The following is a 24,095-nucleotide window of genomic DNA, read 5'->3' as shown; positions in this document are numbered from 1 at the left end:
CTTCACCTCCTACGTGATGATGGTTCCTCCCCAGCTGGATAATTGCCAATCAGCTTCAATGTATGGGTCATGGACTCTACCAGCTCTAGCGCAGCCAAGACATTGGACTGCTGGAGATTGCCCTCAATATCCACAAAAAACTGATAGTGCCAGGGTGTTGTTTTGGCTGGCTGTGAATGAATATGAACCATATTAATCTGATGAACTAAAAAGGCAGAGAGTACCTCCACCAAGGCTCCTGTTCGATCAGGTAGCGTAAAGCAGAGAGAGAGCTTGTTCGCCTCTGCATGCCAAGAAGGCTCTCGGCCAATAAGAACAAAGCGTGTCCGATTCCCCACATTACTCTCAATATGGGGAATTAAGATCTCTAGGCCATAAATGGAAGCAGCTTCCTCACTAGCAATGGCTGCCACATGTAAATCTCCCATCACTGCCACCTTACGAGCACTTGCAGCAGTGTTCGAAGAGGTAAGACGATTCCAGTGAGGGTGCTCTTGTAGAAAATGATCACATTGCTGCAATGCTTGGGGATGAGAAATCACCGCTTCAATGGCAGCCAATTCACCCCCTGGATTGACCAGAAGATGGTGTGAGATGGGAAGAATCCACTCCTCGATAATATGTAATGATGGTTGGGCAAGAAGCTCATATACCTCCTGTACCGTTCCTGCGTAGGAGTTCTCCACGGGTAGCATACCATAATCCACCTCTCCCTGTACAATAGCAGCAGCCAGGTCAGCAAAGGTTGGATAGCTCTGGAGCTTCGTCGGTTCATACGGGATGACCCGCGCCTGTAAAAAACGCTGAAGCGCTTGATAACCAAAGGATCCCTGAACGCCCTGATAGGCAAATTGGCGCTTCTGGAATGCTTGGGCATCGAAGGAATCTGAAGAACGTTGCCATTTCCAGCCTTCCTCGCGTTTTTGTCCAAGAATACGTGACTGGTAGGCACGACTACCTGCGATGATCTGCTTCATCATGTAACGAAGCTCTGCTGCCCAACTTGAGTCACGAAATTCCTTTTCATACCGTTCTAGTATTTGTGCTTCCCGTTCTAGATCGCAGACAGGAATCCCTCTCTCCTCCTTGATGGAGGCTACCTCGCCCACCAGCTTCATCCGCTGGTGGAGTAGCTTGATAATCTGCTGATCCAGCCCATCGATGAGCTGACGAACCCCTTCAAGTGGATGTTGCTGACATCCTTCTTCCTGCACCTGACTCATCTCCCCTCTTGGCATTTTGTATTTAGCGAACCATGGAAGTGGCATGCAATGTACGGCCGACCGCTTGGGCTACCCGTTCTGCCTCCTCCATCATCTGGTCAAACATGGGAAGGGTAAGGGACTGAGCACCATCAGACCAAGCCTCTTCAGGATGATGATGAACCTCCACAATAATGCCATCTGCACCGACAGCAATGGCTGCACGGACCAATGGGATTACTAGATCCCGTTTTCCTGCTGCATGGCTGGGATCGATGATTACAGGAAGTGATGTATAGCGTTTGATCACTGGTACTGCACTCAAGTCGAGGGTATTTCGAGTGGCGGTTTCGAAGGTTCGAATCCCCCGTTCGCAGAGAATCACCTTCTCATTTCCCTCAGCCACGATGTATTCAGCTGCAAGCAGTAATTCCTCAATGGTTGCAGAGAGTCCACGCTTTAGGAGGACGGGCTTATCCACCTTCCCTACTGCTTGAAGTAATCCGTAGTTTTGCATATTACGAGCACCAATCTGGAGCACATCTGCATATTGGGAGACGATGGGAACTAGTTCAGGTGTGGTCACCTCTGTTACAACAGGAAGGCCTACCTCCTCCCGTGCCTCTGCCAGGAGCTGAAGCCCTTCCTCTTTAAGACCAGAGAAGCTGTATGGAGAAGTACGAGGTTTGTAAGCACCGCCACGCAGTAGGTGGGCACCGTGCTGCTTCACATGCTTTGCAATGGTGAAGAGTTGATCATGACTCTCAACGGAGCAGGGTCCAGCCATAATGGTAATGTTCTTACCGCCAATTTGCTGATCACCCACTTGAATAATACGATCCTCTGGGTGGGAGAGACGATGGACTCGTTTGAAGGGTTCTTGGATACGGATGACTCGTTCAACATGAGGCCATGCAGCGATCTTTTTATCATCCAAGCAGGCAGTTTCGCCAACCAATCCGAGGATTGCACGTTCCTTTCCAACGGATACATGAACATCGACTCCCAATTCTCTCAATCTCCCTTCCACCCATTTGATCTCTTCCAGTGTTGTATGTGGCTTTAAAATCACATTCATCTTCATTCTCCTCCTTTTTTCCTTTAAAGCGTTGTAGTGTTAAAATTGATGGAAAACAAAAAGCGTGGAGTTCCAAGGAACTCCACGCGCTTCGACAATGTTGTAAGAACTAGGTTTGTCAGCTACGAAGTTTGTGCCGTTGGAACAGCATTGATGGATGATGGGAATGCAAAATAGCCAGCGCTAAAAAAGTAGCCCCGGAAGCTAAAATAATAATATGCATTTGCGCAGCTAAGCTGATTCCATCTTTGCATCGTTAGCCATTCCTTTCTTTCAATTTTTTTAAAGTATAAATAAAGTTGTAGAAATTGTCAAGCAATTTCTACAGATTATTTTTATTTGATGCTAAATACTGGATAGGGGTGGGCTCTTTCTTAAACCACTGGATAAAGAGGATAGCGGTTACAAGAAAGAGTGTAACACTAATGTAAATCAACGCACGATGAAGCCCAAACCAGTCTGTTAAAAAGCCGCCCAGGATAGGACCTATAATAATGGCAACCCCAAATGCCAGGTTAAAAATCGTGTAAACGAAGCCATAATTGGTATTGCCATGAAGATCCATAACCCGTGCTAATTCAGGTAAGGTCGGTGCGATGGCATAGCCTAACGAGAAGCCAAAGATAAACATCACCAGTGTCGATGTCCAAATGCTACCTACAAACGCTAGCATCACTAGTGAAATTCCTAAGCCTACCAAGCCACCAAGCATATTAATACGCGCATTAAAGCGATCGGTAAGGATCCCCGCCACTGGTGAGCTAATAATATGCCCCAGTGTAGACATCCCAAAGATAAAGCCAATGAGTGCTGGTGTAGCCCCTAATTCATGCTCTAAAAAGGGCGGATACATGGGTTCTACCACCGTCATGGTACTACCGATCAGTATCACCACCATGGATGTAAAGAGAATACCTGGTTGCTTTAGATAGAATCCCACACTTTTATGGGGTTGATTATCATGCTGCGGCTCTCGTAAAAAGATAGCAATCAAGCAAAAATTGATGGCTGCCAACGCAATGACCAAAATAAATGGTGTTAAATGACCGCCCCATTGATAGAGGACACCACCGAGGGGCGCTCCCAGCAATGTACCAATGGAATAGCCTGTCACTGCATATCCCATCACCTTGCCCCGATTCTCCTTAAAGAGATCGGCAAGCAGCGCTAAACCTGCAGTCCATGGGGCTGAAGCTGCGATCCCTTGGAAAAAGCGAGCCCACATCAAGCGGCTCAAGGTATCTGCAAGGGCAAAATCTAGGGTTGCAAGAATCAATCCTAACGTACCAATTAAGATCGGGAGCTTTCTCCCCTTCCTCTCTGTGAGGTAGCCGATCAATGGTGTTCCTACGATGAGCCCGATGGCATACATGCTGAAGAGAAAACCGAGCATCGAATCTGATGCTCCCAGCTGCACTGCATATGTTGGAATGATGGGGATAATTAAGCTATAAAGGAGCATATCCAAAAAAAGACTTAACACGACTATGATAAAGCCAATCCGCTGTTGTTTTGTCATTGTAAAAACCCTTTACATTAATATTGTTATAATATGTAAACCCTTGTGTAAAAAAAAGGGGCCTGGCCAGCCCCATCATTATTCAAATTTTTCTGGTGCCACATTTTGAAGTGGTTGCTTGAGGAGAGAGGATTTAAGCGCACCTGTTGGTACACTCACTTTCTCTTTCTCCCTCTTCTGAGAAAGTTCTATTCGCTCCCAAGCTGCTTTGTACTTATTGAGTAATGGTTTTACTAATAGAATAAAGAGCACAGTGACCCCACTCATGGTGTAGAAGGCGTAGGAGAGACCGATTGTATCTGAGAAGACTCCACCGATAATCGGTCCCACGAGAATTCCGATGCCCACGACCAGGTTAAAGATGGCATAGACTGTTGCATAGCTCGCACTACCCTTCCGCTCCACAATGATGGAAAGAGTAGGTAAAGTTGGCGTCACGGTATAGCCAATAGATGATCCGAAGAAAAACATGGCGATACAAACCTCTGTGATAGTATCTGCTAGCATTAAGAATGGCAGACTCAATGCGAGGATAATCAGCCCAATTACCATGTTCATCTGAGGATTGTAGCGGTCTGTTAAGCGACCAGAAATGACTGAAGCAATACTGTAGCCTACGGTGGAAATACCAAAAATCAATCCCACGGTAGAGGCAGATAATGAAAATGTCCGTTCCAAATAAGGTGGATAGAGCGGTTCGATCATGGTTAATACTGATTCTGCCATTAATACAATAGCAGAGACCAAGATAATCGGTGTGCTCTTTAGATATTGGCCAAGCTTCACTTCACCTTGGTTACCTACCTTAACGATAGAAGCAGTATTCCGACTTGGTTCCTCCACACCAAAAAATGTGGCTAAGAGATTAAAGAAGGTTAAAACTGTAACCACTAAAAAGGGAAGGTAATGGCCACCCCAATCGTAGAGAATCCCACCAAGGGGTGCACCTAGTAGCGTACCTGCTGAGAGTCCAGAAACAGCCAGACCCATCACTTGACCACGCTTATTGGCTGGGAAAATATCAGCTAAGAGTGCTAGCCCTGCAGTCCAAGGTGCTGCACCTGCTACCCCTTGTAAGAAACGGGCAATCATCAAGCAGGTCATGCTATTGGAGAAAGCAAACAGCAGTGTGGAAACCATTAAGCCTGCCGTTCCCCAGATCATCGGACGCTTACGGCCAATCCGATCGGAGATCATGCCAAAGATTGGGGTTGCTACCATCATTCCCAACGCATAAATACTAAAAAGTAGCCCAATCATTGAATCACTTGCTCCCAATTCATGAACATACGTCGGTACAATTGGGATGATCATACTGTATAAGAACATATCCATAAATAGACTAAATACAACCACGCCAAAGCCAAAGGCTTGCTGACGGCTAAAACCTTTATTGCGAAACATTTTTAGCTTCCTCCTAGTTTGATGTTAGCAAGATTTAGAGATGATCAAAGAAAGAGCCTTTGCACCGAAAGACCCTTACCGAATAGAGGGAAGCTACCAATTAGACCTCACACTTGGATTTTTATATAAGCTAAACATTTTTATCACATACCTTTGGACCACTTTAGTTCCTATATATATTTTATCACTTTTATTGTATATTGCAACTCTATGAATGTTCTGTCATTTCAATCGTTTGCCACAACTGTATTCATAATTATGCATATTTATAACTAATTGTGACCAAAAAGAGGCTCCATTCATGCTGTAAGAAGCACGATGAAGCCTATTCTTTCGAAGCTTCGTATGAAGAAAACCTACACCAGCGTATAGGAAGGGAGTGAGACCGGATAACCATGCTCTTCTAGGAGAGCCATGGCACCCTCCATCTCTTCCTTCTGACGAAAAGTTAAGCAAAGAGCGCCTAATACCCCATCACGATTTTCTAGGATTGTAATATTGCGTAGATTAAACCCACCATTGGCAAGCAACACCGTAATCTCGGCGATCACACCTGGATGGTCAGGTACATCCACATAGCAATCATACCATGTGAGGAGCCCACCCCGCTTCCGTTCGGGTAAGGACTGACGGGCTTCCTTCGCCGCTTGAAAAAAATGCTCAATATAGTCACTCTCATCATGACGGATGGCTTGTGCTAGACGATCCAAATCCTTTCGCAATTCATCCATATAAGTTAAGAGGACATTACGATTGTTCAGTACAATATCTCGCCACATCTCCCAGTTACTGGCGGCGATCCTTGTAAAATCCTTATATCCACCAGCAGCTAGCAGATGATATAAAGGCTCATCCTTATTATAGCGGGCCACCATATTTACCATGGCTGCTGCTAGCACATGGGGATAATGACTCACTGCACCCACTACTTGATCATGTACCTGCCATTCCATCTCGATCACATTCACTTTGGTGATTCGAAGTAAATTAACAAGACGTTCAACCGCTGCCTTGGGTGTGGTAGGAAATGGTGTAATCACATAGAAAGCATTGGCAAGTAATGAAGGAGAAGCTGCGCCATAGCCTGAACGATGGGAGCCTGCCATAGGGTGACCACCAATAAAGTGAAGATGTTCTTGAATAAATTCGGATACTCCCTCCATCACTCCACACTTCGTACTCCCTGTATCTGTAATGATCGTACCTGATTGCAAGGGAAGCTGGCATAGTTGTTTAACCATGGGTATCACCTGCCCAACAGGGACACAGAGTAGAATCACATCACAGGAGACAAGGAGCTCTTCATCCATCTCAGTGCTTCCAGCAACGATAGTTCCATCCTTTAATGCTTGCTGAATTGTCTCTTCCTCTCGATCAATGGCGACCACTTCAACATCTGGATGGTCTTGCCACGCCTTTGCTAATGAGCCTCCGATTAAGCCTAGACCAATAATACCGATGCGTGTGCCCATGATCCCGCCTCCTTACTCCATCTTCGAGGATGTTGGTAGCCTCCGCTGTTCAATGACCTGGAGTACACGTTGATTCTCTTCAGGCAGACCAACAGAGATCCGAATGGTGCCTGGTGCCTGGATCGGCGTCCCCGGTCGAATAATAATTCCTTGATGAAGAAGATAATCAAACCATGCCAAATCATCATCTCCTTCAGAAAGTTGAATCAATAAAAAGTTTGTCTGAGATGGATAAATCCGCCATTTTAGGGCTTCCAAACGCGCTTGAAGCAGATCCCGCTCCTGCTTATTCACCTTACGGCATCGATCAACAAAGACTTGATCGCGGATGGCTTCCACTGCGGCTGCTTGAGCAAAACGACTGGTATTGAAGGGCTCACGAACTCGCTCCAACCATTGAAGCAAGGATGATGAACCTATGCCATAGGCAACTCGTAATGATGCTAAGCCATAAATCTTTGAAAATGTCCGAAGAATTAACAGGTTTTCATATGTAGCAAGAAGCTTCGCTGATTCTGGATAATCTTCAGCTGTTACATACTCCGCATATGCCTCATCCAATACCACAAGAACATGGGCAGGAACCTGTTGAAGGAACTGTTCCACCGCTTGATGGTTAACATAGGTTCCCGTCGGATTATTGGGATTACAGATCCAAATCACTCGGGTCTCTAGCGTAATAGCTGCAAGCATGGCAGAAAGATCATGGGTACCATTTTTTAGGGATACCTCAACTACATCGGCACCTTGCAAGGTGGCATTCCATTTGTATTGCGAAAATGTTGGAGTAGCCATCACTGTTGCCGTTCCTGGTTGAAGAAAAGTACGCGCTACTAAGCCGATCAATTCATCAGAGCCAGAGCCAACAATAATCTCCTCCATGGTGACACCATAATACTCTGCAATGGCTTGTTTTAATTGATAGGCAGCACCATCTGGATAACGGCTTATCATCTGGATTTCTGCTTCCAAGGCTCTTTTCACATGATCAGAACAGCCATAAGGATTCTCATTGGATGCTAGCTTAATCACATGGGATAAACCTAACTCACGCCTTAATTCTTCCATCGGCTTACCTGGTTGATAAGGTTGGACCTGCGTCAACTCAGAACGTACTTTCATGATCATATCCCCTAACGTTAATATATCGTTGAAATAATTCCAATATTGTGGGTATTTTAACACGTTCATGTAATAAAGTCCATGCCATAAAAAAACATCCGTAAATGGGATACGGATGTTTAACTATCATGTTCGATGGACAATTCCTCCTGAAACGAGTCCACCTTGTCCGTAATACGTAGTTCTCTTCCCAGCCAAATATTACGCAGGTTGGAACGGTGGAGATAAAGTAAGAGGAGTGCAAATGAAAGAAAGAGATAAAAGTATGTCATATTGCCTACCCAAAGGGAATGTGTCGTCAATGCAGGTCCAATCATAATGGATCCAATGGCCACATAACGAGTCAATAAAGCAGTTATTAAAAATGTAAGATAAGCACTGAAAAAAAAAGCTGGCTCTGCAAGGAGCAAAATACCAGCTGTGGTGGCCACTGCCTTTCCCCCACGAAAGCCGATAAATACAGGGAAACAATGTCCTAAAATCGCTGCCATCCCTACATAGAGTGGTTGAAGTGGAACATCAAAAAGCCAAGGTAAGGACACAGCCACCATCCCTTTGCTCAAATCTCCAAGGAGTACGAGAAAGCCATCCTTCTTACCTAAGACGATCACAGTATTCGTCGCTCCTGCATTCCCACTACCATACTTACGAATATCGATCCCTCTACGCCTCTTTGCTACAAGGTAGGCAAACGAAATAGAGCCTAACAAATAACCGATTAACAAAAGTAGAATCTCCATATGAATAACCCCTAATCGTAATGTCTCTACTACACCATATTTAATTGCGGTCATATCTAGCACCACTTTATTACTTTTTCGACATTACCTCACAATTCTCCTTTTGTTTACAAGCAGAGGCCATGGCGCAATGTTGACAACCAGAGCCTTTTTGCCGGATCCGACCATAGATTGTCCTAAATGAGTAGTAGAGAATCACTCCTGCAAGTAGAATACTAAGTGCTTCGCCCATGACCATCCTCCTTTCTTTGGTGAGAGCCAAGCTTTATCTGAAACAGGCCTTCTTTAATCGAAGCCAAGAAGACGACCTCCATGATAAATCACAAATGCCAGCACATAGGCAATTCCTAAGGATGCTCCAATGGAGAGCCACATCCAACGACTTGCACCTGACTCCTGACGAATCATCCGAACTGTTGCAATGCAAGGAATGTAGAACATGAGAAAAACCATAAAGCTATAGGATTGCCACGGCGTAAAGAGCTGAGCCAAAAGCGCTTGAAGCTGCGTTACATCCGGTAGAGCAAAGGCAATATTCAGGGAGGATATTATAACCTCCTTAGCCAAAAAGCCACTTAGGAGTGCTACTCCGATCTGCCAATGACCAAATCCCAGTGGTTCAAAGACTGGAGCCAGTGCCATACCTAGCCAGGCGAGGAAACTTTCATCTGCTGGGACATTATAACCAGATGGACCGAAGTGGCTCAGTAGCCAGATGACCACCGACCCAGCAAAGATAAAGGTACCCGCTTTATAAAGAAATCCTTTCCCCTTCTCCCAAGTACTCCGAAGAAGGATGGGAAAGTACGGTATCCGATAAGGTGGAAGCTCGATGACAAAGGGTGAGGATTCTTCCCGGGTAAGACTGCGTGATAACACCTTCGCAGTAAGCAGAGCGACGACAATACTTAATAGATACAATGAGAGCAGCACCAATGCTTGATGCTCTTGAAAGAATAATTGGATAAAGAGTGTAAAGACGGCTAGTCGCGCCGAGCAGGACATAAAAGGCGTGATTAGCATGGTAATCAAGCGCTCTTTCGGATTTTCAATGATACGAGCTGCCATTACACCTGGTACATTGCAGCCGAAGCCAATCAATAATGGAATGAACGCCTTCCCATTCAACCCTACCTTCTCCAATGCCTTATCCATGACGAGAGCAACCCGTGCCATATATCCTGAATCCTCAATAAAGGAGAGAAAGAAAAAGAGCGTAAAAATCTGCGGTAGGAATACTAAGACACTTCCCACTCCTGGAATAATTCCCTCCAACACCATATCTGAGAGAAAGGGATGGGCATCCATACTGTGCAAACCTTGGGCGATCACCGCTTGGACTGGACCAAAGAGAAATTGCTCCAACAGCGCAGAAAGCGGTCCCCCAATCCAGTCGAAGGTAGCTTTGAAAATTAGAAAGATCAAGAGAAAGAAACTTAGAATTCCTAGATAGGGATGCAAGACCATCTGATCGAGCTGTTTGGTAAACTGATGCGATTTCCCATCCTCACGGGTAACCACTCTTTGAACTAACCCTGCGATCCATGCTTCTCGACAATGTCGGATATATTGCTCAACCGACTCATCAAGCAAAGCTTCAGCTTCCTGCTTCCATCGTTCTTTTTCTTCTTCAGAGAGCGAGGCACGCAGCATCTGCTCGACGATCCGATTTCCTTCCAACCATTGCAGGGCAAGCCAACGACTTGGAAGCTGATGTGAAGGTATCGCCTCTTCAATTTTGATGAGGAGCGATTCTAGTTTTCCATAGGGAAGATGAAATTGGGGATGATACTCTTCAAGTTGGCCAATTTCAGTCAACACATCCTCAATTCCCTTCCGTTTACGAGCGACCACAGGAACAATCGGAATGTGCAAAAGTTGCCCCAATTGTTGTATATCAATGTGCAAACCTTGATGTTTGGCTAGATCCATCATGTTTAATAAGAGAATGGTCGGCATCCCCATCTCAAGAAGTTGGATCGTAAGATATAAATGGCGCTGCAGCTGAGTGGCATCTACGATATTAAGCAGGCCACTAACCTGTTCCTCTAAAAAAAAGCGTGTTACTACTTCCTCATCACGGGAGAGCGGTGAAAGCGTATATACTCCTGGAAGATCGATGCAATTCCCCAAATTACGAGGTAATCTGCCCACCTTCTTTTCAACCGTTACACCTGCCCAATTTCCTATGGACTCATAACCATCCGTAATATGGTTAAAAATCGAGGTTTTCCCACTGTTAGGATTGCCAACGAGAGCTATAGAGAGGTTCGAACCCATTCTAATCAACCCGAACCTTGATTCGTTGGGCATCATCATGACGTAATCCCAATTGGATCCCCTCGCATTCAAGAATGCAAGGGCCAGCAAATGGAAGCTTTTGTTGGATCTTAACGCGTTTCCCTTGATTTAACCCCATATCAGCGAGACGACGGCGGAAGCTTTCATCCAATTGTGCCACATCGATCACTTGTCCGATTTCGCCTACCTTTAATTCTGCAATACTCATGATGCTAGCCTCCTTACTATCAATTCAATTACGGCAATTGATAATGATTCTCACTACCACTGCTATTATTGTAAAGAAAAAGGTAGTCTTTGTAAAGACAAAGGCTACCAATTGGTGGTTATTTTCTACCTAAATCGTGTAAGTTCGATAAATGTCTACATTTTCGATTATTGCACAGGTTGAGCATACTCTTGCTTTGTTGCTCCCATAGCCGCTTTATAATCATATTGCTCCCGCTTTCCTGCAAGGCGAGCACTACCATAGATGATGACACCCAAAGCAACCCAGAAGACGAGCAGCTTCCATACGTCCATGATAATAGCGTAGCTAAATGCAAAGAGTGTACCTACACTGATTAGGCCAGCAATGACAAGAATTGCAGGATGTGGACGGAAACGAGCAGATTGATAGAGTTGTGGATTGACAAAGGGTAAGCAGATCATGGTGAGACTATGCATCATATACAGGATAAACATTCCCTGCAGTGTAAAGCCAAGAATAAATTCCATGGTTCCTGTCCAGATCAAGAAGAGCACAATAAGAACAGTTAGGGTTAATCCTAGAACCGGTGTGTGTGTCTTCGGATTGATACGAGCAAAAAATTGTGGTGCTAAGCGATCATTGGCAAACATCATCATCACTCGGGAAGGGACCATAATCGCTGTATTAATGGTACTCACAAAGGCCATAATGGCTCCGATAGAAACGAGTCCTGCTGCACCCAATGGTAGATATACTGAAGCTACATCCGTCATGGCTGAGGACGACTGTGCCAGGATATCAAACGGCAATACACCAAAGGCAACGAAGGAAATTAAGAAATAGATCGTGGCTGTAAGGATGATCCCAACGAGGAATACCTTCGGTAAAACCTCCCGTGCATTCTTCGTCTCCCCTGCGGCTTGAGCCAATGACTCAAAACCGAGATATGAAAGAAAGAGCGTAGGAAATACACTGAAGAAGGCCTTCCAGCCAAACGGCAATGGATCTGCATAATACTCTAGCTTAATATGAAATAATCCCGGAACAACGAGGACGAGAATCGCCAAGACTAAAATTGAGAAGATAATCGCTTGGAAGCGTCCAAATTCTTTAACCCCCATGACATGAATCACATAGAAGCCTAGGATCACGATGGTGGCCACAATTCTTGAATCTAATCCAGGAAAATACGGTGTGAGATAGTCTGCGAAGGAGAGTGACATGATACTCATCACTCCAAAAAAGGAGACCAGCTTTAACCACATCACAATAAATCCGAGGAAATAATTATTGAAGGTACGTGAAATATGAGTATAGGCACCACCTGGCTCATTCCCCAATGGTGTACTCATAAAGACTGCATAGGCCATTGCCGTAGAAAGAATAACAGGTAGCATCAAAAGATAAGCAAAAGGCACCCCTGGACCTGCGATACCACCTGCTTGCCCTGTCACAACAAAGATTCCTGCTCCGATCAAGGAACCGATAATAATAGCATAGCTTTCAAATTTTCCTAATTCTCGTTTCAACGTAGGTTGTTGAAGATTTTGCATCTCTTCTCTTCTCCTCTCATCTCTTCACAAATCTTCTAAAGTCTTCTCTACTTACCTCTTCATGCTCTTACTTCTTCATGCTCTTACTTCTTCTCATCTCAGCTCATCTCTGCAGCTCATCAGCAACCCTAATAGGTTGTGTCTATTTTACGTTAATTGCGTTCTCTTTGCAAGATCAAAAATTGTTCCATCCAGCTTGAACTCCTATGAAGATGGTTCGATCATCAATAGCAATTAATATAATCTTGATCTCCACAATATCCATTAATTACTAGTTTTTAGTCTTTTTATCCTTTATTTCGTCACAGATCTAAGTGAATCATCTGTATATAATGGTAATATTCAATTTAGAAGGAAGGACTATGAATGAAAAAAATCGGGATTGGAACGCGCATCTTGTTGCTTTCGTTAATGATGATGATCATTGTGACAGCCTGCAATATTTGGCAAATTTATCGAGCTACAAATGATACTGCTAGCCAAACCATTGGAAAATTGGGAGTACAGATTGCAACCAATGCCACAAAGCAGTTCAATCTGGAACTGTATGAGCAATTCCTCGAAAATCCAAACTACACAGAAGCCTACTGGCAATTACGAGATGAACTGAATCAGATTCGCCTCCGTTCTGGAGCCATGTATGTGTACACCATTAATATAGAAAATAACAAAGCCTATAATATGATCGATGGAATGCCTAGGGATAAAGATGCCGCGGAGATTAATGAATTATTACCCGGTGTATATAAGGAGGCTAGTCCTCTTATTAAAACGGGAAACCCTACAGCAACAGGGATCTTACATATGGAGGGCTATGGTGAGTTTCTCTCTGCCTATGCACCCCTACATGACAAGAATGGCAAGTTCATCGGGATTCTTGGCGTAGATATCGATGCTAAGGTGGTAAACCAAATCCAGGACGAAGTGATCGCGGAGAACCTCCCCATCGCACTAGCTATCAGTATTGGTTCCACCATCCTCGGACTCTGTGTTCTTTTTATTGTCATCCGCCGCATGATTCGCCCACTGCAGCATTTAGAGCAATATAGTGCACAAGTGGCTCAAGGTCAGTTAAGTGGGATGGAGGGGATGGAGGCTCAGCTTCCTGTGCGTAGTGAAACGGAGATCGGGCATCTCTCCCGTGCCTTCATCCGAATGGTAAAGGATCTCAATCTAATGGTAACTCAGTTAAGAGAAAGTGCTACAGAAGTGCAGCATGGTACCCATTCTCTCGTTGAAGCTGCTGCACAATCGAGTGAAGCTGCCAATCAAGTAGCCACTGCCATCAATCAAGTTGCCGAAGGAAATGGCGAGCAGGCTGAGCAGGTTAGCCGCATTCATGCTCATTTACAGCAGGCATTCGAGCACATTGAAGCAGGTCAAGCTAAAACAGCCCTTACTTTAGAACATGCCGCACTCTCTACAAAGACAGCCTTTGCAGGAAAAGAACAATTAGAGAACGTTATTGCAAGCTTGAATCAGGTGGCTCAAGATGTAGTACAATCAGCCGGGGAGATTCAGAGCCTCACAGAGGAGATTCAATCCATCAATCAAATTAGCCATGTAATCACGGATATCTCTAATCAAACCAATTTACTCGCTCTCAATGCTGCCATTGAAGCAGCCAGAGCTGGTGAACATGGGAAGGGCTTTGCTGTTGTCGCCGATGAGGTTCGCAAATTGGCGGAACAGACCAATGGTGCTACCAAGGAGATCAATCAAATGCTACATGCCATTCAAAATAAAGCAATCCTTGCAGCTACGCAGGTAGAAAGCAACTCACATGTAGTCACGGATCAGGTCCAAGAGTTGGAGACAAGCAGCCAGCAACTCACAACCATTGTTACACAGGTACAGGAGACCGAGCAGCAGGCCAATGAACTGCATCAGCTCTTACGTACAATTGAAGAACTCACAAAAAAAATAGTGGATGGTACCTCACAAATGACCCATGTTATCGAAGGAAATGCCGCTGCATCAGAAGAGGTAGCAGCGTCCGCAGAAGAGCAGTCAGCCACCTTACAAGCCATGTCTCAACAAGCAGATCAACTGAATCAACTATTTACACAGCTACAGCAAGTGATTCAGCGCTTTCATTGATCCACTTTTGACATGAATTTTACGATCAAAAAGGCATCTAACCCTTTGTTGGATGCTTTTTTGTACTAAAATATTCTGTCCTCTAAGCACTTCATTGTTTGAATTTTTAATTTAATGACATAAAGATTTCAATAAAGATCCATACAGCTGGAATCTTACATAAACCCCTACAGAGTATAATGGAAATATACCGCTCTTCCAATATCATCCTACAATACACCATGAGAGGACGATTTGGTACATCTTGTTAAGGGGTGAAATAATGAAACACTTTAGTATTGTTCGTCGTATTTTATTATTGACACTGGTGGTACTTGTTCTGATTACCTCCATCAACGTGTTCATTCTTCTGCGAACCACCAATCAGACCATTGAAGTATCTATCGGTGATTATCTGAATAATATTGCATCCAATGTAGCACGCAATATTGATACAGATCGCTATCTGCAGTTCATAGAGAAACCCACAATGGATGAAAATTACTGGGAACTCCGTGATTACTTGAATGATGTTCGTGAAAAAGCTGGTGTAAACTATGTATACACACTTCAAGTTGAAGATCAGCAGGTAGCAACCATGATCGATGGAATGCCTCAGAATTCTACTGAAGCTGCAGAAATTGGGGAGGCATCTTCAGTCTCCTTCGAGGATTTAAAGCCTGTACTAGAGGGTAATCCTACGAATACCGGCATTATTGAAGATGAGGTATATGGTAATACCATGTCCACCTTCGCTCCCATCAAGAATCAAGCAGGTACCATCATTGGGGTCCTCGGCATCGACATTGATGCAGATATTATCACATCGATTAAAGGGGATATTATCTCATCCAACCTTCCCCTTTCCATTGGTAGCAGTGTCGTTCTTTCAACCATTGGCTTATTTGTACTCTTCTATGTGATCCGCCGGATCCTTCATCCATTACAGAACCTACAACACTATACAGAGAAGGTAGCAGAGGGAAATCTTAGTGGATTAGGAAATGTGGAAGAGACCCTTCCCTTACAAAGCGAAACAGAGATTGGAAAGCTATCCCGCTCCTTTGTTAAGATGGTGGATGATCTGCAAAATCTAGTGGATCAATTAAAGAAGACATCCAGTAATGTAGAATCCAGTGGTAATCAATTCCTTGAATCCACTGAGCAAACCTCCGCGGTGAGTCATCAGGTTGCCATAGCCATCAATAAGGTGGCAGAAGGTAATTCAGAGCAAGCTGAAGAAGCCAATGGAATCCTTGAGGGAATTAATCATTCGTTTGCACTAGTACAGCAAGGCGAGCAAACCACTGAAAATGCGCTGACACAAGCGATTACCTCAACACAAACTGCCGTTAAAGGAAAAGAGCAGATCGACAACGTCATCCAGGAATTAGAGCAGGTTGCCCAAGATGTAGTAGAATCAGCAGAGATGATTCAAAACCTAGCAGCCCGTGCTGAAGAGGTAGGAAGTATTATTAATGTCATCTCGGATATTTCCAACCAAACCAATCTACTAGCTCTAAACGCTGCCATTGAAGCTGCTAGAGCAGGTGAACATGGGAAGGGATTCGCGGTAGTAGCTGATGAGGTGAGAAAGCTTGCAGAGGATACCAATCAAGCCGCCGTTCAAACGACAGGACTGATTCAACAGATTCAACAAGAGACGGTAGCTGCTGCAGACCAGATGAATCGTAACTCCACCATTGTCTCGAAACAGATGAAGGAATTAGAAAAAAACGGGAAGGATCTAAGCTTGGTTGTTGAACAGGCTCATGATAGTGAAGAGTATGCTAAGCATCTACGCCAGCTCCTAGCTGAAATCCGTTCCAATTTACAGAGTGTGGTGGACCGTGTCCAAAATATCTCTCATGTCATTGAAGATACTGCAGCCTCTTCAGAAGAGGTAGCCGCTTCAGCAGAAGAGCAGTCGGCAACGCTCCAAGAAATGAGTGATGGTGCGCATCAACTTCTGCAAATGCTCGAAGAACTTCGGCAGCAAATCGCTTACTTTAAATAATGGAAGCTTGGTCCAGACAGAAAAAGGAGATCATACGTGATCTCCTTTTTTAATGCTTCCTTTATGGTTCTACTCCTCTTGCCAACTTCGCCAGTAAGCTTCATCCTCAAGCTTACTTATTCCCTCATAAGCATAGAGTGGTCTAAAGGTATCGATCATCACCGCCAGTTCCTCTGTCCCTGTTTTACCAAGACTTCCTTCAATGGTACCAGGATGAGGCCCATGGGGTAACCCCGCAGGATGAAGGGTCATGGATCCTTCAGCAATCCCCTTACGACTCATAAAATTACCTGCTACATAGTAAAGCACCTCATCACTATGAACATTGCTATGATAATATGGAACAGGAATGGAGAGCGGATGATAATCGAAGAGGCGAGGTACAAAGGAGCAGACTACAAAGTTCTTCCCTGTGAAGGTTTGATGAACTGGTGGTGGCTGGTGAATCCGACCAGTGATCGGTTCAAAATCATGAATACTGAAGCGCCAAGGATAGAGATAACCATCCCACCCTACCACATTGAAGGGATGAAAGGGATATTCCTGCAGATGATATGCACTACGCGCTTTGGTAATCACCTGAAAGGGGCCTTCCTCACTGATCGGGACTAATGTTTCTGGTCCATGAATATCCCGCTCGCAAAATGGACTATGCTCTAAGAATTGCCCCCACTCATTCCGATACCTCTCCGGAACATCTAACCAACCGGTGGTCTCGATAAAGAGGATGCGCTGCGTTTTTCTGCTCCGTTCTGTTGCGTCCTCCTTAACCGTATCACCTTCCATGATCTCCTCCTTTGGGTTATTCGGAGTTAATCGATAGATGGTTCCAATGGGGATCACCAAATAATCGCCTGATCTGTAGGAAAGCTGACCAAATTGTGTTTCCAAAACCCCTTCACCCTCATGGATAAAGAGCAATTCATCGCCTTCACCATTTCGGTAAAAATAACTCATCTCCTCCTGTAGCAATAGTAGACCGAGGGAAAGGTCCTCATTGCCAAGGAGATAGTTGCGTCCTGTAATGGTATCTCCCACCAAAGGAGCATGAGCGGTGTGGATATGGCGAGGTCGCAATATTTCCTCTCGTAGAAGCTGAGGTAGCTTCCGCTCAAAGGGTGCGATCTTACTCAACCAAGTGGGTGCCTCCCCATGATATAAGATAGACTGAGGACCTGAAAAACCCTTGGTACCCATCACCTGTTCACGAAAGAGACTACCATCCTCCTTGTAAAACTGTGTATGCCTTTTCGCTGGAATCCGCCCCATCCTCTGATAATAAGGCATGCCAATTCAACCTCCTCTCCATCTAACCGATCTGGTTTCGTAAGCAGCCTAGTCCTAATACTTCCAGTTCAACGAGATCACCTGGCTGTAGCCAACGATGCACCTCTTCTCCCAATTCTAAGAGGCAGCCCGTCCCCACTGTTCCTGTTCCTAGAACATCCCCGGGATAGAGGATTACATTTTTCGAGGCCTGTTCAATTAATTGGGCTAGCGTGAAGTAGATCTGTGAAAGATTTCCCTTGGATAACTGATGGCCATTCACTCTTGCTTCCATGGTTAAAGCATAATCCATCCCTTTCCGTTGAGACCGAGCAAGCTGGTAAGGAAGCAATTCATCCATGGTGACAAGATAGGGGCCTAACGAGGTGGCAAAGTCCTTTCCTTTCGCTGGACCTAAACCTACCTGCATTTCTTGCTGTTGAAGATCACGGGCGCTCCAATCATTCATAATCATTAAGCCAGCCATATACTGCTCACCCTCTTGCCACGGGATATTCTGCCCTTCCTTCCCGATCACCACTGCCACTTCCAGTTCATAATCTAGCTTTTCACAACCTGTTGGTGGCGAGATCAAATTCTCTGGACCGATGACTGCCTGATGATTGGAGAAGTAGAAAACAGGCTGTTCATACCACTCTTGCTGCATCGCTAAACCACGCCGTGCCCGTGCTGCTTTTACATGCTCCTCGAAGGCATAGAAATCGCGAATACTTCGCGGATTGGGAAGTGGTGGGAGCAATCGAACCTCCGTAAGAGGGAGGAGAAAATCTCCCTCTCCTTCGGTAAGCGCTCGGTCAATTGCTTGAATGGTTTGAAGGTGCTGAGGAAAGTGTTGGAGTAGCTGTAGCATATTGTTGGGTAGCTCTCCCTGACTAGCCTTTCCTCCATCCACCACACCATCGTGACGAAGCCATCCCACCCCAATTCCTCGTTCTTTATGTTCAAAGGTAACCAGTTTCACACTCTATTTCTCCCTTCATCGGTCCCTACTTTAAGCCCTACTTTTTTCGCTCTAGGATAAATGTATCGCTAAAGGAACGGGTATAGACATGCCCAGCGAGACGACCAACTGGCTGTAATTTTTCCCCTAAGATTCGCCCCTCTTCATAGATAGTCTCATCCACATGAATGAGGAGGATTCGGCCAATAACCAAACTCCCTCCCCCTTCTTGTGCACCAAAATGCAGGAGTTCCTCAAGAACACACTCCATCTGAATCATGGATTCTGCCACACGAGGTGGTTGAATTTTGATACTTGGTATCATCCGTAGACCTGTGACAGCAAATTCATCGACATTGGAGGGAAATTCCCGAGCTGCTTCATTCATCTGGGTTACAAACGATTCACTCACCACATTAACCACAAACTCTTTGGTTTCTTCAATATTACAGAGGGTATCCTTCTTCGCACCATCACTTCCCCTCCGCATCGGCGCAAAGCAGATCAATGGTGGCTCTGCACAAATTGCGGTGAAGAAGCTAAAAGGAGCCAAATTGGCCACCCCCTTTCCATCCACTGTGGAAACAAAGGCGATAGGACGTGGAAGAATCGATCCACTCAACAGCTTATAGGTATCCTGCCATGGTCTTTGTGCTAAATCCAGTTGCAGCAAATTGAATCACCTCCACTTGCGACCAGTAGCATGATTAGAGATTACCCCGCTTCGCCTGTTCACGTTCAATGGATTCAAATAACGCCTTAAAGTTACCCTCCCCGAAGCCCCGGGCCCCCTTACGCTGGATGATTTCAAAAAAGAGAGTGGGACGATCAACCACAGGCTGGGTAAAGATTTGCAATAAATACCCCTCATCATCTCGATCCACTAAGATATGAAGCTCCCTCAGCTCTTCTAGACTCTCATCGATGGCTCCTACACGCTCCTGCAATACATCATAATAGCTCGCAGGTGTGGTTAGGAATTGCACACCCTGCTCCCGTAAGACGCGTACCGTTTGGATAATATCATCGGTGAGTAAGGCAATATGCTGCACGCCAGGTCCTTTATAGTAATCTAGATATTCTTGGATCTGCGACTTCCGCTTACCCTCTGCAGGCTCATTGATCGGAAACTTGATCCGGCCCCCATCATGCATCACCTTGGACATCAACGCAGAATATTCCGTACTAATATCCTCATCATCGAAATGGATCAGTTGATCGAAGCCCATCACCTTCTCATAGTAAGCGACCCATTCCTCCATCCGTTCCACATTGGCTACCACATGATCGATGGTATAGAGTCCTGTGTGAGCCTGCTTCCACTGCATCTCCAAGGCTTCATAGCCCGGTAAAAAAAGACCTGGATACTCCATCTTCTCAATCAAGGTATGCACTGTATCCCCATAGGTCTTAATCACCGCTAGCTTCGCACGACCTTGCTCATCTTCTACGATGGTCGGCGATTGAAGTGCTTCTGCTCCTGCAGCTACTGCATGCTGAAATGCCTGCTCCACATCGTTTACCTCTAAGGCGATATCTGCAACACCATCGCCGTGGAGCTGAACTGTTCGTGCTACTTCCGTATCGTTTGATAAGGTGCCTGTTAATACGATACGCATCTCCCCCTGTGCCAGTACATAGGAGACTTGCTCACGCTCGCCTGTCTCTAGTCCCTGATAGGCAATGGGTTGAAATCCAAAGGCATGGGCGAAGTAATAGCAGCTTTGCTTCGCATTGCCCACATATAGGTGTAGATGATGGATACCTTTCACAGGGAATCGATGCTCTTGCAGGTTTTTATTCTCCTCTACCATCCTTCCACGCTCCTTTATCAGTTGATTCATTCTTAATTTTACGAATTTTACAATAAATTAATACGTCGATCATTGCAAGAACATCTGCTAATACCTAACCGCTTTTCCGTATTACTATATAAAAGACATGATGTTTGGAACAGTTGATACTGCCCTCTGAGGTAAAGCAAAAGGGAACAAGCCACTGTAAATTTACAATGGCTTGTTCCCTTTTTACATTTTTTATAATGCTAATCCATCTGTTTTCTTATGATAATAGATTGGCTAAACCAAAGGCAGCCGCTGCAGCGATTCCGCCGACGATCATGGTCTCTACCCCACTCTTCAGCGGAGCAGCCCCAGTAAATTTCCCTTTAAACGCCCCGAATAAAAAGAGCACAATCAGTGTACCAACTACTGAGATCTTTAAAGCCTCAAGGGGCTGAGCAAAGAAAAAGTATGGTAGTAAAGGAATCAATCCACCGAGAATGTAGGAGATAGCAATGGTGAGTGCACTCTTTAAACCCCGCTTAGGATCAGGCTCCTCTAAGCCTAGCTCGAAGCGCATCATGAAATCCACCCACTTCTCAGGCTTACGCTTCATCCCTTCCATGATGGGATCAAGATGCTCCTCCTCTACACCATATTCACGGAAGATCTCTCGAACCTCTTCTTCCTCACGCTCAGGAAGATGAATGATCTCCTCTTCCTCTCTTCGCCGTTCAGATTCATAATGCTCCTTCTCTGATTTTGCAGCGAGGTAGCCGCCCAAGCCCATCGCGATAGAACCAGCAGCGATCTCCGCCATACCTGCTGTTAGTATGATCCCTGTGGAATCTACAGCACCGGTAAGACCTGCAGCCAATGCAAATGGTACTGTTAAGCCATCTGCCATGCCGATTACCACATCGCGTACTACGTCTGATGCGCCAAAGTGCTTTTCTTGATGTACTGTTTTACTCATATCGTTAATGACTTCCTCCTCTAGAATATGGATGTGGTGATTATATCTACTCAGTTAAGCTTAATCAATTTGCCAGATCAGTTGGAATGAGCCTTGATGCTGGGTACCCTCTACTTGTACCTTATATTTTCCTGCTTCTGTTACTACAAATACTGTCTCATCCTCAATGGAAATAAGCTCATTTCCTTGGGGATCAAAGAGCTTTGCTTGTAAGGAGCCACCTTCCGTTGTGGAGGCATATTGAAAATGAATAGTCTCCCCTTCAGATAATTTCACGGTTTGATAATAGAATCCCGAAAAATTCTGGTACTCACCAGTGATCGAACTCTTATTTGAATCGATCTCTCCTACACTAATGGAGTAGCTTCCACCACTACAGCCAACAGTAACGAACAGCATAAATAATGTAAGGGCCAGTAATGCTACCCTGTTTCGCATATTCTCATTCCCCTCTTTCCATCGGTCACTATAATTGAATTATCCGTGGGAAAGTTGAAAGACTATCATAAGAATTATAGCATATGGTTGGTGGTTTGTGGAAAAAGGGAGAAGGAGTGCTGAAGATTCAAGAGGATAGGAGCAACTAAGAAAGCCCGTTCGCAATTGAACGGGTGTAAACAAGTTAAGTCAAGTTATTTTATGGAATAACCGAGAACACTCGTGGCTTTAGCCATGAGTGGTTCAATTCCCGCGCTCTTGCATCCGATTATACTCGGGTAACTGAGTGATATCCAAACCAAGCATAGCCCTGCCAATATTTTTACATAGATGGGCAATCCGTTCATAATCATTGTGATACTTGGTCGCTTCTACGATGGCATATGCGTAGCGTTCAGGCTTTTCCGCTTTAAAAATGCCTGAGCCCACAAATACTCCATCTGCCCCTAGGTGCATCAATAATGCTGCATCTGCTGGCGTAGCAATTCCACCAGCTGCAAAATTGGAGACAGGCAGATAGCCTTTCATATGCACATCCACCAAGAGCTGATGAGGAGCGCCAATATCCCGGGCCTCTTCCATCAGTTCGTCTCGGGACATCACTTGAACACGATGGATCTGCGCTTGAATATAACGCATATGGCGTACCGCCTCTACCACATTCCCTGTACCTGGCTCCCCCTTGGTTCGAATTAATGATGCACCTTCACCAATTCGTCGTAGCGCCTCACCAAGATCACGAGCACCACAAACAAAGGGGACAGAAAATGTTGTCTTATCAATATGAAACTCCTCATCAGCTGGATTTAGTACTTCACTCTCATCAATATAATCCACACCCATTGCCTGTAAGATCTGCGCCTCAACAAAATGGCCAATCCGTGCTTTTGCCATTACAGGAATGGAGACAGCATTCATCACTTCTTCAATGATACTGGGATCAGCCATGCGTGCAACACCACCTGACCTCCGAATATCTGCAGGAACTTGCTCGAGGGCCATGACTGCAATAGCACCCGCAGCTTCAGCGATCTTAGCTTCTTCAGCATTGGTCACATCCATAATGACCCCACCTTTTTGAATCTCCACCATTCCACGCTTCACCTGGTCTGTTCCTGGATCTGGCATGATGATTCCTCCTCCGTCAGATTTTCTCCTTTTCATTCTTTCCACTACTGCGCTGGATTATTGGAGGATTATGCTTTAGTTTCTTCCTATGTTAGTAGTTAGAGGCAAACCAGCATCCGAAGGAAATATAGAGACTATTGGAGAGAGGCTGAACATGAAAAATCACATAAAGGAGCCATTCCGCTATGGGAATGGCTCCTGCTCTTTGATCTTATGGATTAAAAATAAAAACTGCCTGGCAACGACCTACTCTCCCAGGACCCTGCGGTCCAAGTACCCTCGGCGTGAGAAGGCTTAACGGTCGTGTTCGGGATGGGAACGCGTGTGACCCTTCTGCAATCATCACCAGACAGCTTATATCAATTCCTTTGTCTCGCCCTCCTGCAACAAGTTGCCGTGTCGGGCTCTGACAAATGAATAGATATCAGTAAATTTTTTAGGAACCTTCGGTTCCTTACCTTCTAAGGCCCTTAAGCACTTCATAAAGGTACTGAGCGTATTTCATTTTGCCTTGAGCGACTTTGCAACCTTCGGTTGCCATATCGAGCTCTGACAAATGAATACATATCGAGTTATTGAAGAAATTCGGAGGAACCTTCGGTTCCTTACCTTTTTGTAAATGCTTAGTAGAGATATGGTAACAAGTCTCTTTCATTCGTCGAATGTGTCATCGTAGGCGACATGGCAAGCTTCGCTTGTAGGAGCCCTAGATGATGCATTCGATGAATGTGATGCTTGTTGTCATTCTCTCAAAACTGAAGACGAAATGAATTGTATCACATTCACGATCCATAATAAAGTGAAATATTTGGTTAAGCCCTCGATCGATTAGTATCCGTCAGCTCCATGCATTGCTGCACTTCCACAC

At 45.0% G+C, this 24,095-nt stretch carries 20 protein-coding genes and 1 rRNA gene; 2 read left to right on the top strand and 19 right to left on the bottom strand.

The features are described from left to right. Positions 1-2: 2 nt before the first annotated feature. From pheA to BN1691_RS07880, 11 genes are all read right to left on the bottom strand, one after another. Positions 3-1,223 carry a prephenate dehydratase gene (pheA, locus tag BN1691_RS07925; RefSeq protein WP_048601724.1) on the bottom strand — a complete coding sequence of 407 codons (1,221 nt, stop codon included), beginning with the start codon at positions 1,221-1,223 and terminating at the stop codon, positions 3-5. Positions 1,224-1,245: 22 nt separating this feature from the next. Continuing rightward, positions 1,246-2,280 carry a 3-deoxy-7-phosphoheptulonate synthase gene (gene aroF, locus BN1691_RS07920; RefSeq protein ID WP_048601723.1) on the bottom strand — a complete coding sequence of 345 codons (1,035 nt, stop codon included), beginning with the start codon at positions 2,278-2,280 and terminating at the stop codon, positions 1,246-1,248. A 322-nt stretch (positions 2,281-2,602) separates the two neighbouring features. Continuing rightward, on the bottom strand, positions 2,603-3,799 hold the full coding sequence (locus BN1691_RS07915) for an MFS transporter (protein ID WP_048601722.1): 1,197 nt from the start codon (positions 3,797-3,799) through the stop codon (positions 2,603-2,605). A gap of 78 nt (positions 3,800-3,877) precedes the next feature. Beyond that, positions 3,878-5,203: an MFS transporter gene (locus tag BN1691_RS07910; RefSeq protein ID WP_048601721.1), complete on the bottom strand. Its 1,326-nt coding sequence runs from the start codon at positions 5,201-5,203 to the stop codon at positions 3,878-3,880. A 356-nt stretch (positions 5,204-5,559) separates the two neighbouring features. After that, positions 5,560-6,675 (bottom strand): prephenate dehydrogenase, encoded by a 1,116-nt coding sequence (locus BN1691_RS07905; protein WP_048601720.1) that lies wholly within the window; start codon positions 6,673-6,675, stop codon positions 5,560-5,562. A 12-nt stretch (positions 6,676-6,687) separates the two neighbouring features. Then, entirely contained in the window at positions 6,688-7,797 is a 1,110-nt protein-coding gene (gene hisC / locus BN1691_RS07900) for a histidinol-phosphate transaminase (RefSeq protein ID WP_048601719.1), read from the bottom strand. A gap of 119 nt (positions 7,798-7,916) precedes the next feature. After that, entirely contained in the window at positions 7,917-8,591 is a 675-nt protein-coding gene (plsY, locus tag BN1691_RS07895; protein WP_231638370.1) for a glycerol-3-phosphate 1-O-acyltransferase PlsY, read from the bottom strand. A gap of 16 nt (positions 8,592-8,607) precedes the next feature. Then, positions 8,608-8,769: a hypothetical protein gene (locus BN1691_RS14400; RefSeq protein WP_156179055.1), complete on the bottom strand. Its 162-nt coding sequence runs from the start codon at positions 8,767-8,769 to the stop codon at positions 8,608-8,610. Between the two features lie 53 nt (positions 8,770-8,822). Further along, complete coding sequence (feoB, locus tag BN1691_RS07890) at positions 8,823-10,817, bottom strand: ferrous iron transport protein B (protein WP_048601718.1); 1,995 nt, start codon at positions 10,815-10,817, stop codon at positions 8,823-8,825. Between the two features lies 1 nt (position 10,818). Then, on the bottom strand, positions 10,819-11,046 hold the full coding sequence (locus BN1691_RS07885; protein ID WP_048601717.1) for a FeoA family protein: 228 nt from the start codon (positions 11,044-11,046) through the stop codon (positions 10,819-10,821). Positions 11,047-11,213: 167 nt separating this feature from the next. Beyond that, positions 11,214-12,581, bottom strand: a complete 1,368-nt coding sequence (locus tag BN1691_RS07880; RefSeq protein ID WP_048601716.1) for an APC family permease — start codon at positions 12,579-12,581, stop codon at positions 11,214-11,216. Between the two features lie 366 nt (positions 12,582-12,947). Here BN1691_RS07880 and BN1691_RS07875 point away from each other — a divergent pair, with 366 nt between their 5' ends. Both BN1691_RS07875 and BN1691_RS07870 read left to right on the top strand, forming a co-directional pair. Further along, the gene (locus BN1691_RS07875; RefSeq protein WP_048601715.1) at positions 12,948-14,681 is read left to right on the top strand and encodes a methyl-accepting chemotaxis protein; all 1,734 of its coding nucleotides are present in this window, start codon (positions 12,948-12,950) and stop codon (positions 14,679-14,681) included. Positions 14,682-14,943: 262 nt separating this feature from the next. Next, complete coding sequence (locus BN1691_RS07870; RefSeq protein ID WP_048601714.1) at positions 14,944-16,677, top strand: methyl-accepting chemotaxis protein; 1,734 nt, start codon at positions 14,944-14,946, stop codon at positions 16,675-16,677. Between the two features lie 69 nt (positions 16,678-16,746). On the opposite strand, the gene BN1691_RS07865 is transcribed toward BN1691_RS07870, so the two are convergent. The 8 genes from BN1691_RS07865 to rrf all read right to left on the bottom strand — a co-directional run bounded on the left by BN1691_RS07865 (position 16,747) and on the right by rrf (position 23,577). Continuing rightward, a complete protein-coding gene (locus BN1691_RS07865; RefSeq protein ID WP_048601713.1) occupies positions 16,747-17,964 on the bottom strand; it encodes a homogentisate 1,2-dioxygenase in 1,218 nt (405 codons plus the stop codon). Positions 17,965-17,986: 22 nt separating this feature from the next. Then, positions 17,987-18,925 (bottom strand): fumarylacetoacetate hydrolase family protein, encoded by a 939-nt coding sequence (locus BN1691_RS07860; RefSeq protein ID WP_048601712.1) that lies wholly within the window; start codon positions 18,923-18,925, stop codon positions 17,987-17,989. 37 nt (positions 18,926-18,962) lie between these two features. Further along, the gene (locus tag BN1691_RS07855; RefSeq protein WP_048602726.1) at positions 18,963-19,574 is read right to left on the bottom strand and encodes a flavin reductase family protein; all 612 of its coding nucleotides are present in this window, start codon (positions 19,572-19,574) and stop codon (positions 18,963-18,965) included. 37 nt (positions 19,575-19,611) lie between these two features. Further along, positions 19,612-20,718: a 4-hydroxyphenylpyruvate dioxygenase gene (hppD, locus tag BN1691_RS07850; RefSeq protein WP_048601711.1), complete on the bottom strand. Its 1,107-nt coding sequence runs from the start codon at positions 20,716-20,718 to the stop codon at positions 19,612-19,614. 247 nt (positions 20,719-20,965) lie between these two features. After that, a complete protein-coding gene (locus tag BN1691_RS07845; protein ID WP_048601710.1) occupies positions 20,966-21,661 on the bottom strand; it encodes a VIT1/CCC1 transporter family protein in 696 nt (231 codons plus the stop codon). A 60-nt stretch (positions 21,662-21,721) separates the two neighbouring features. Further along, positions 21,722-22,099, bottom strand: a complete 378-nt coding sequence (locus BN1691_RS07840; protein WP_048601709.1) for a hypothetical protein — start codon at positions 22,097-22,099, stop codon at positions 21,722-21,724. A 243-nt stretch (positions 22,100-22,342) separates the two neighbouring features. Further along, complete coding sequence (gene pdxS, locus BN1691_RS07835; RefSeq protein WP_048601708.1) at positions 22,343-23,227, bottom strand: pyridoxal 5'-phosphate synthase lyase subunit PdxS; 885 nt, start codon at positions 23,225-23,227, stop codon at positions 22,343-22,345. A 233-nt stretch (positions 23,228-23,460) separates the two neighbouring features. After that, positions 23,461-23,577 (bottom strand): 5S ribosomal RNA (gene rrf, locus BN1691_RS07830). Positions 23,578-24,095 lie beyond the last annotated feature (518 nt).

It is taken from the genome of Rubeoparvulum massiliense (genome assembly GCF_001049895.1).
GTDB classification, from domain to species: domain Bacteria; phylum Bacillota; class Bacilli; order Rubeoparvulales; family Rubeoparvulaceae; genus Rubeoparvulum; species Rubeoparvulum massiliense.
The sequence above is the reverse complement of the archived record's forward strand: the minus strand, read 5'-3'. Positions and strand labels throughout refer to the sequence as shown.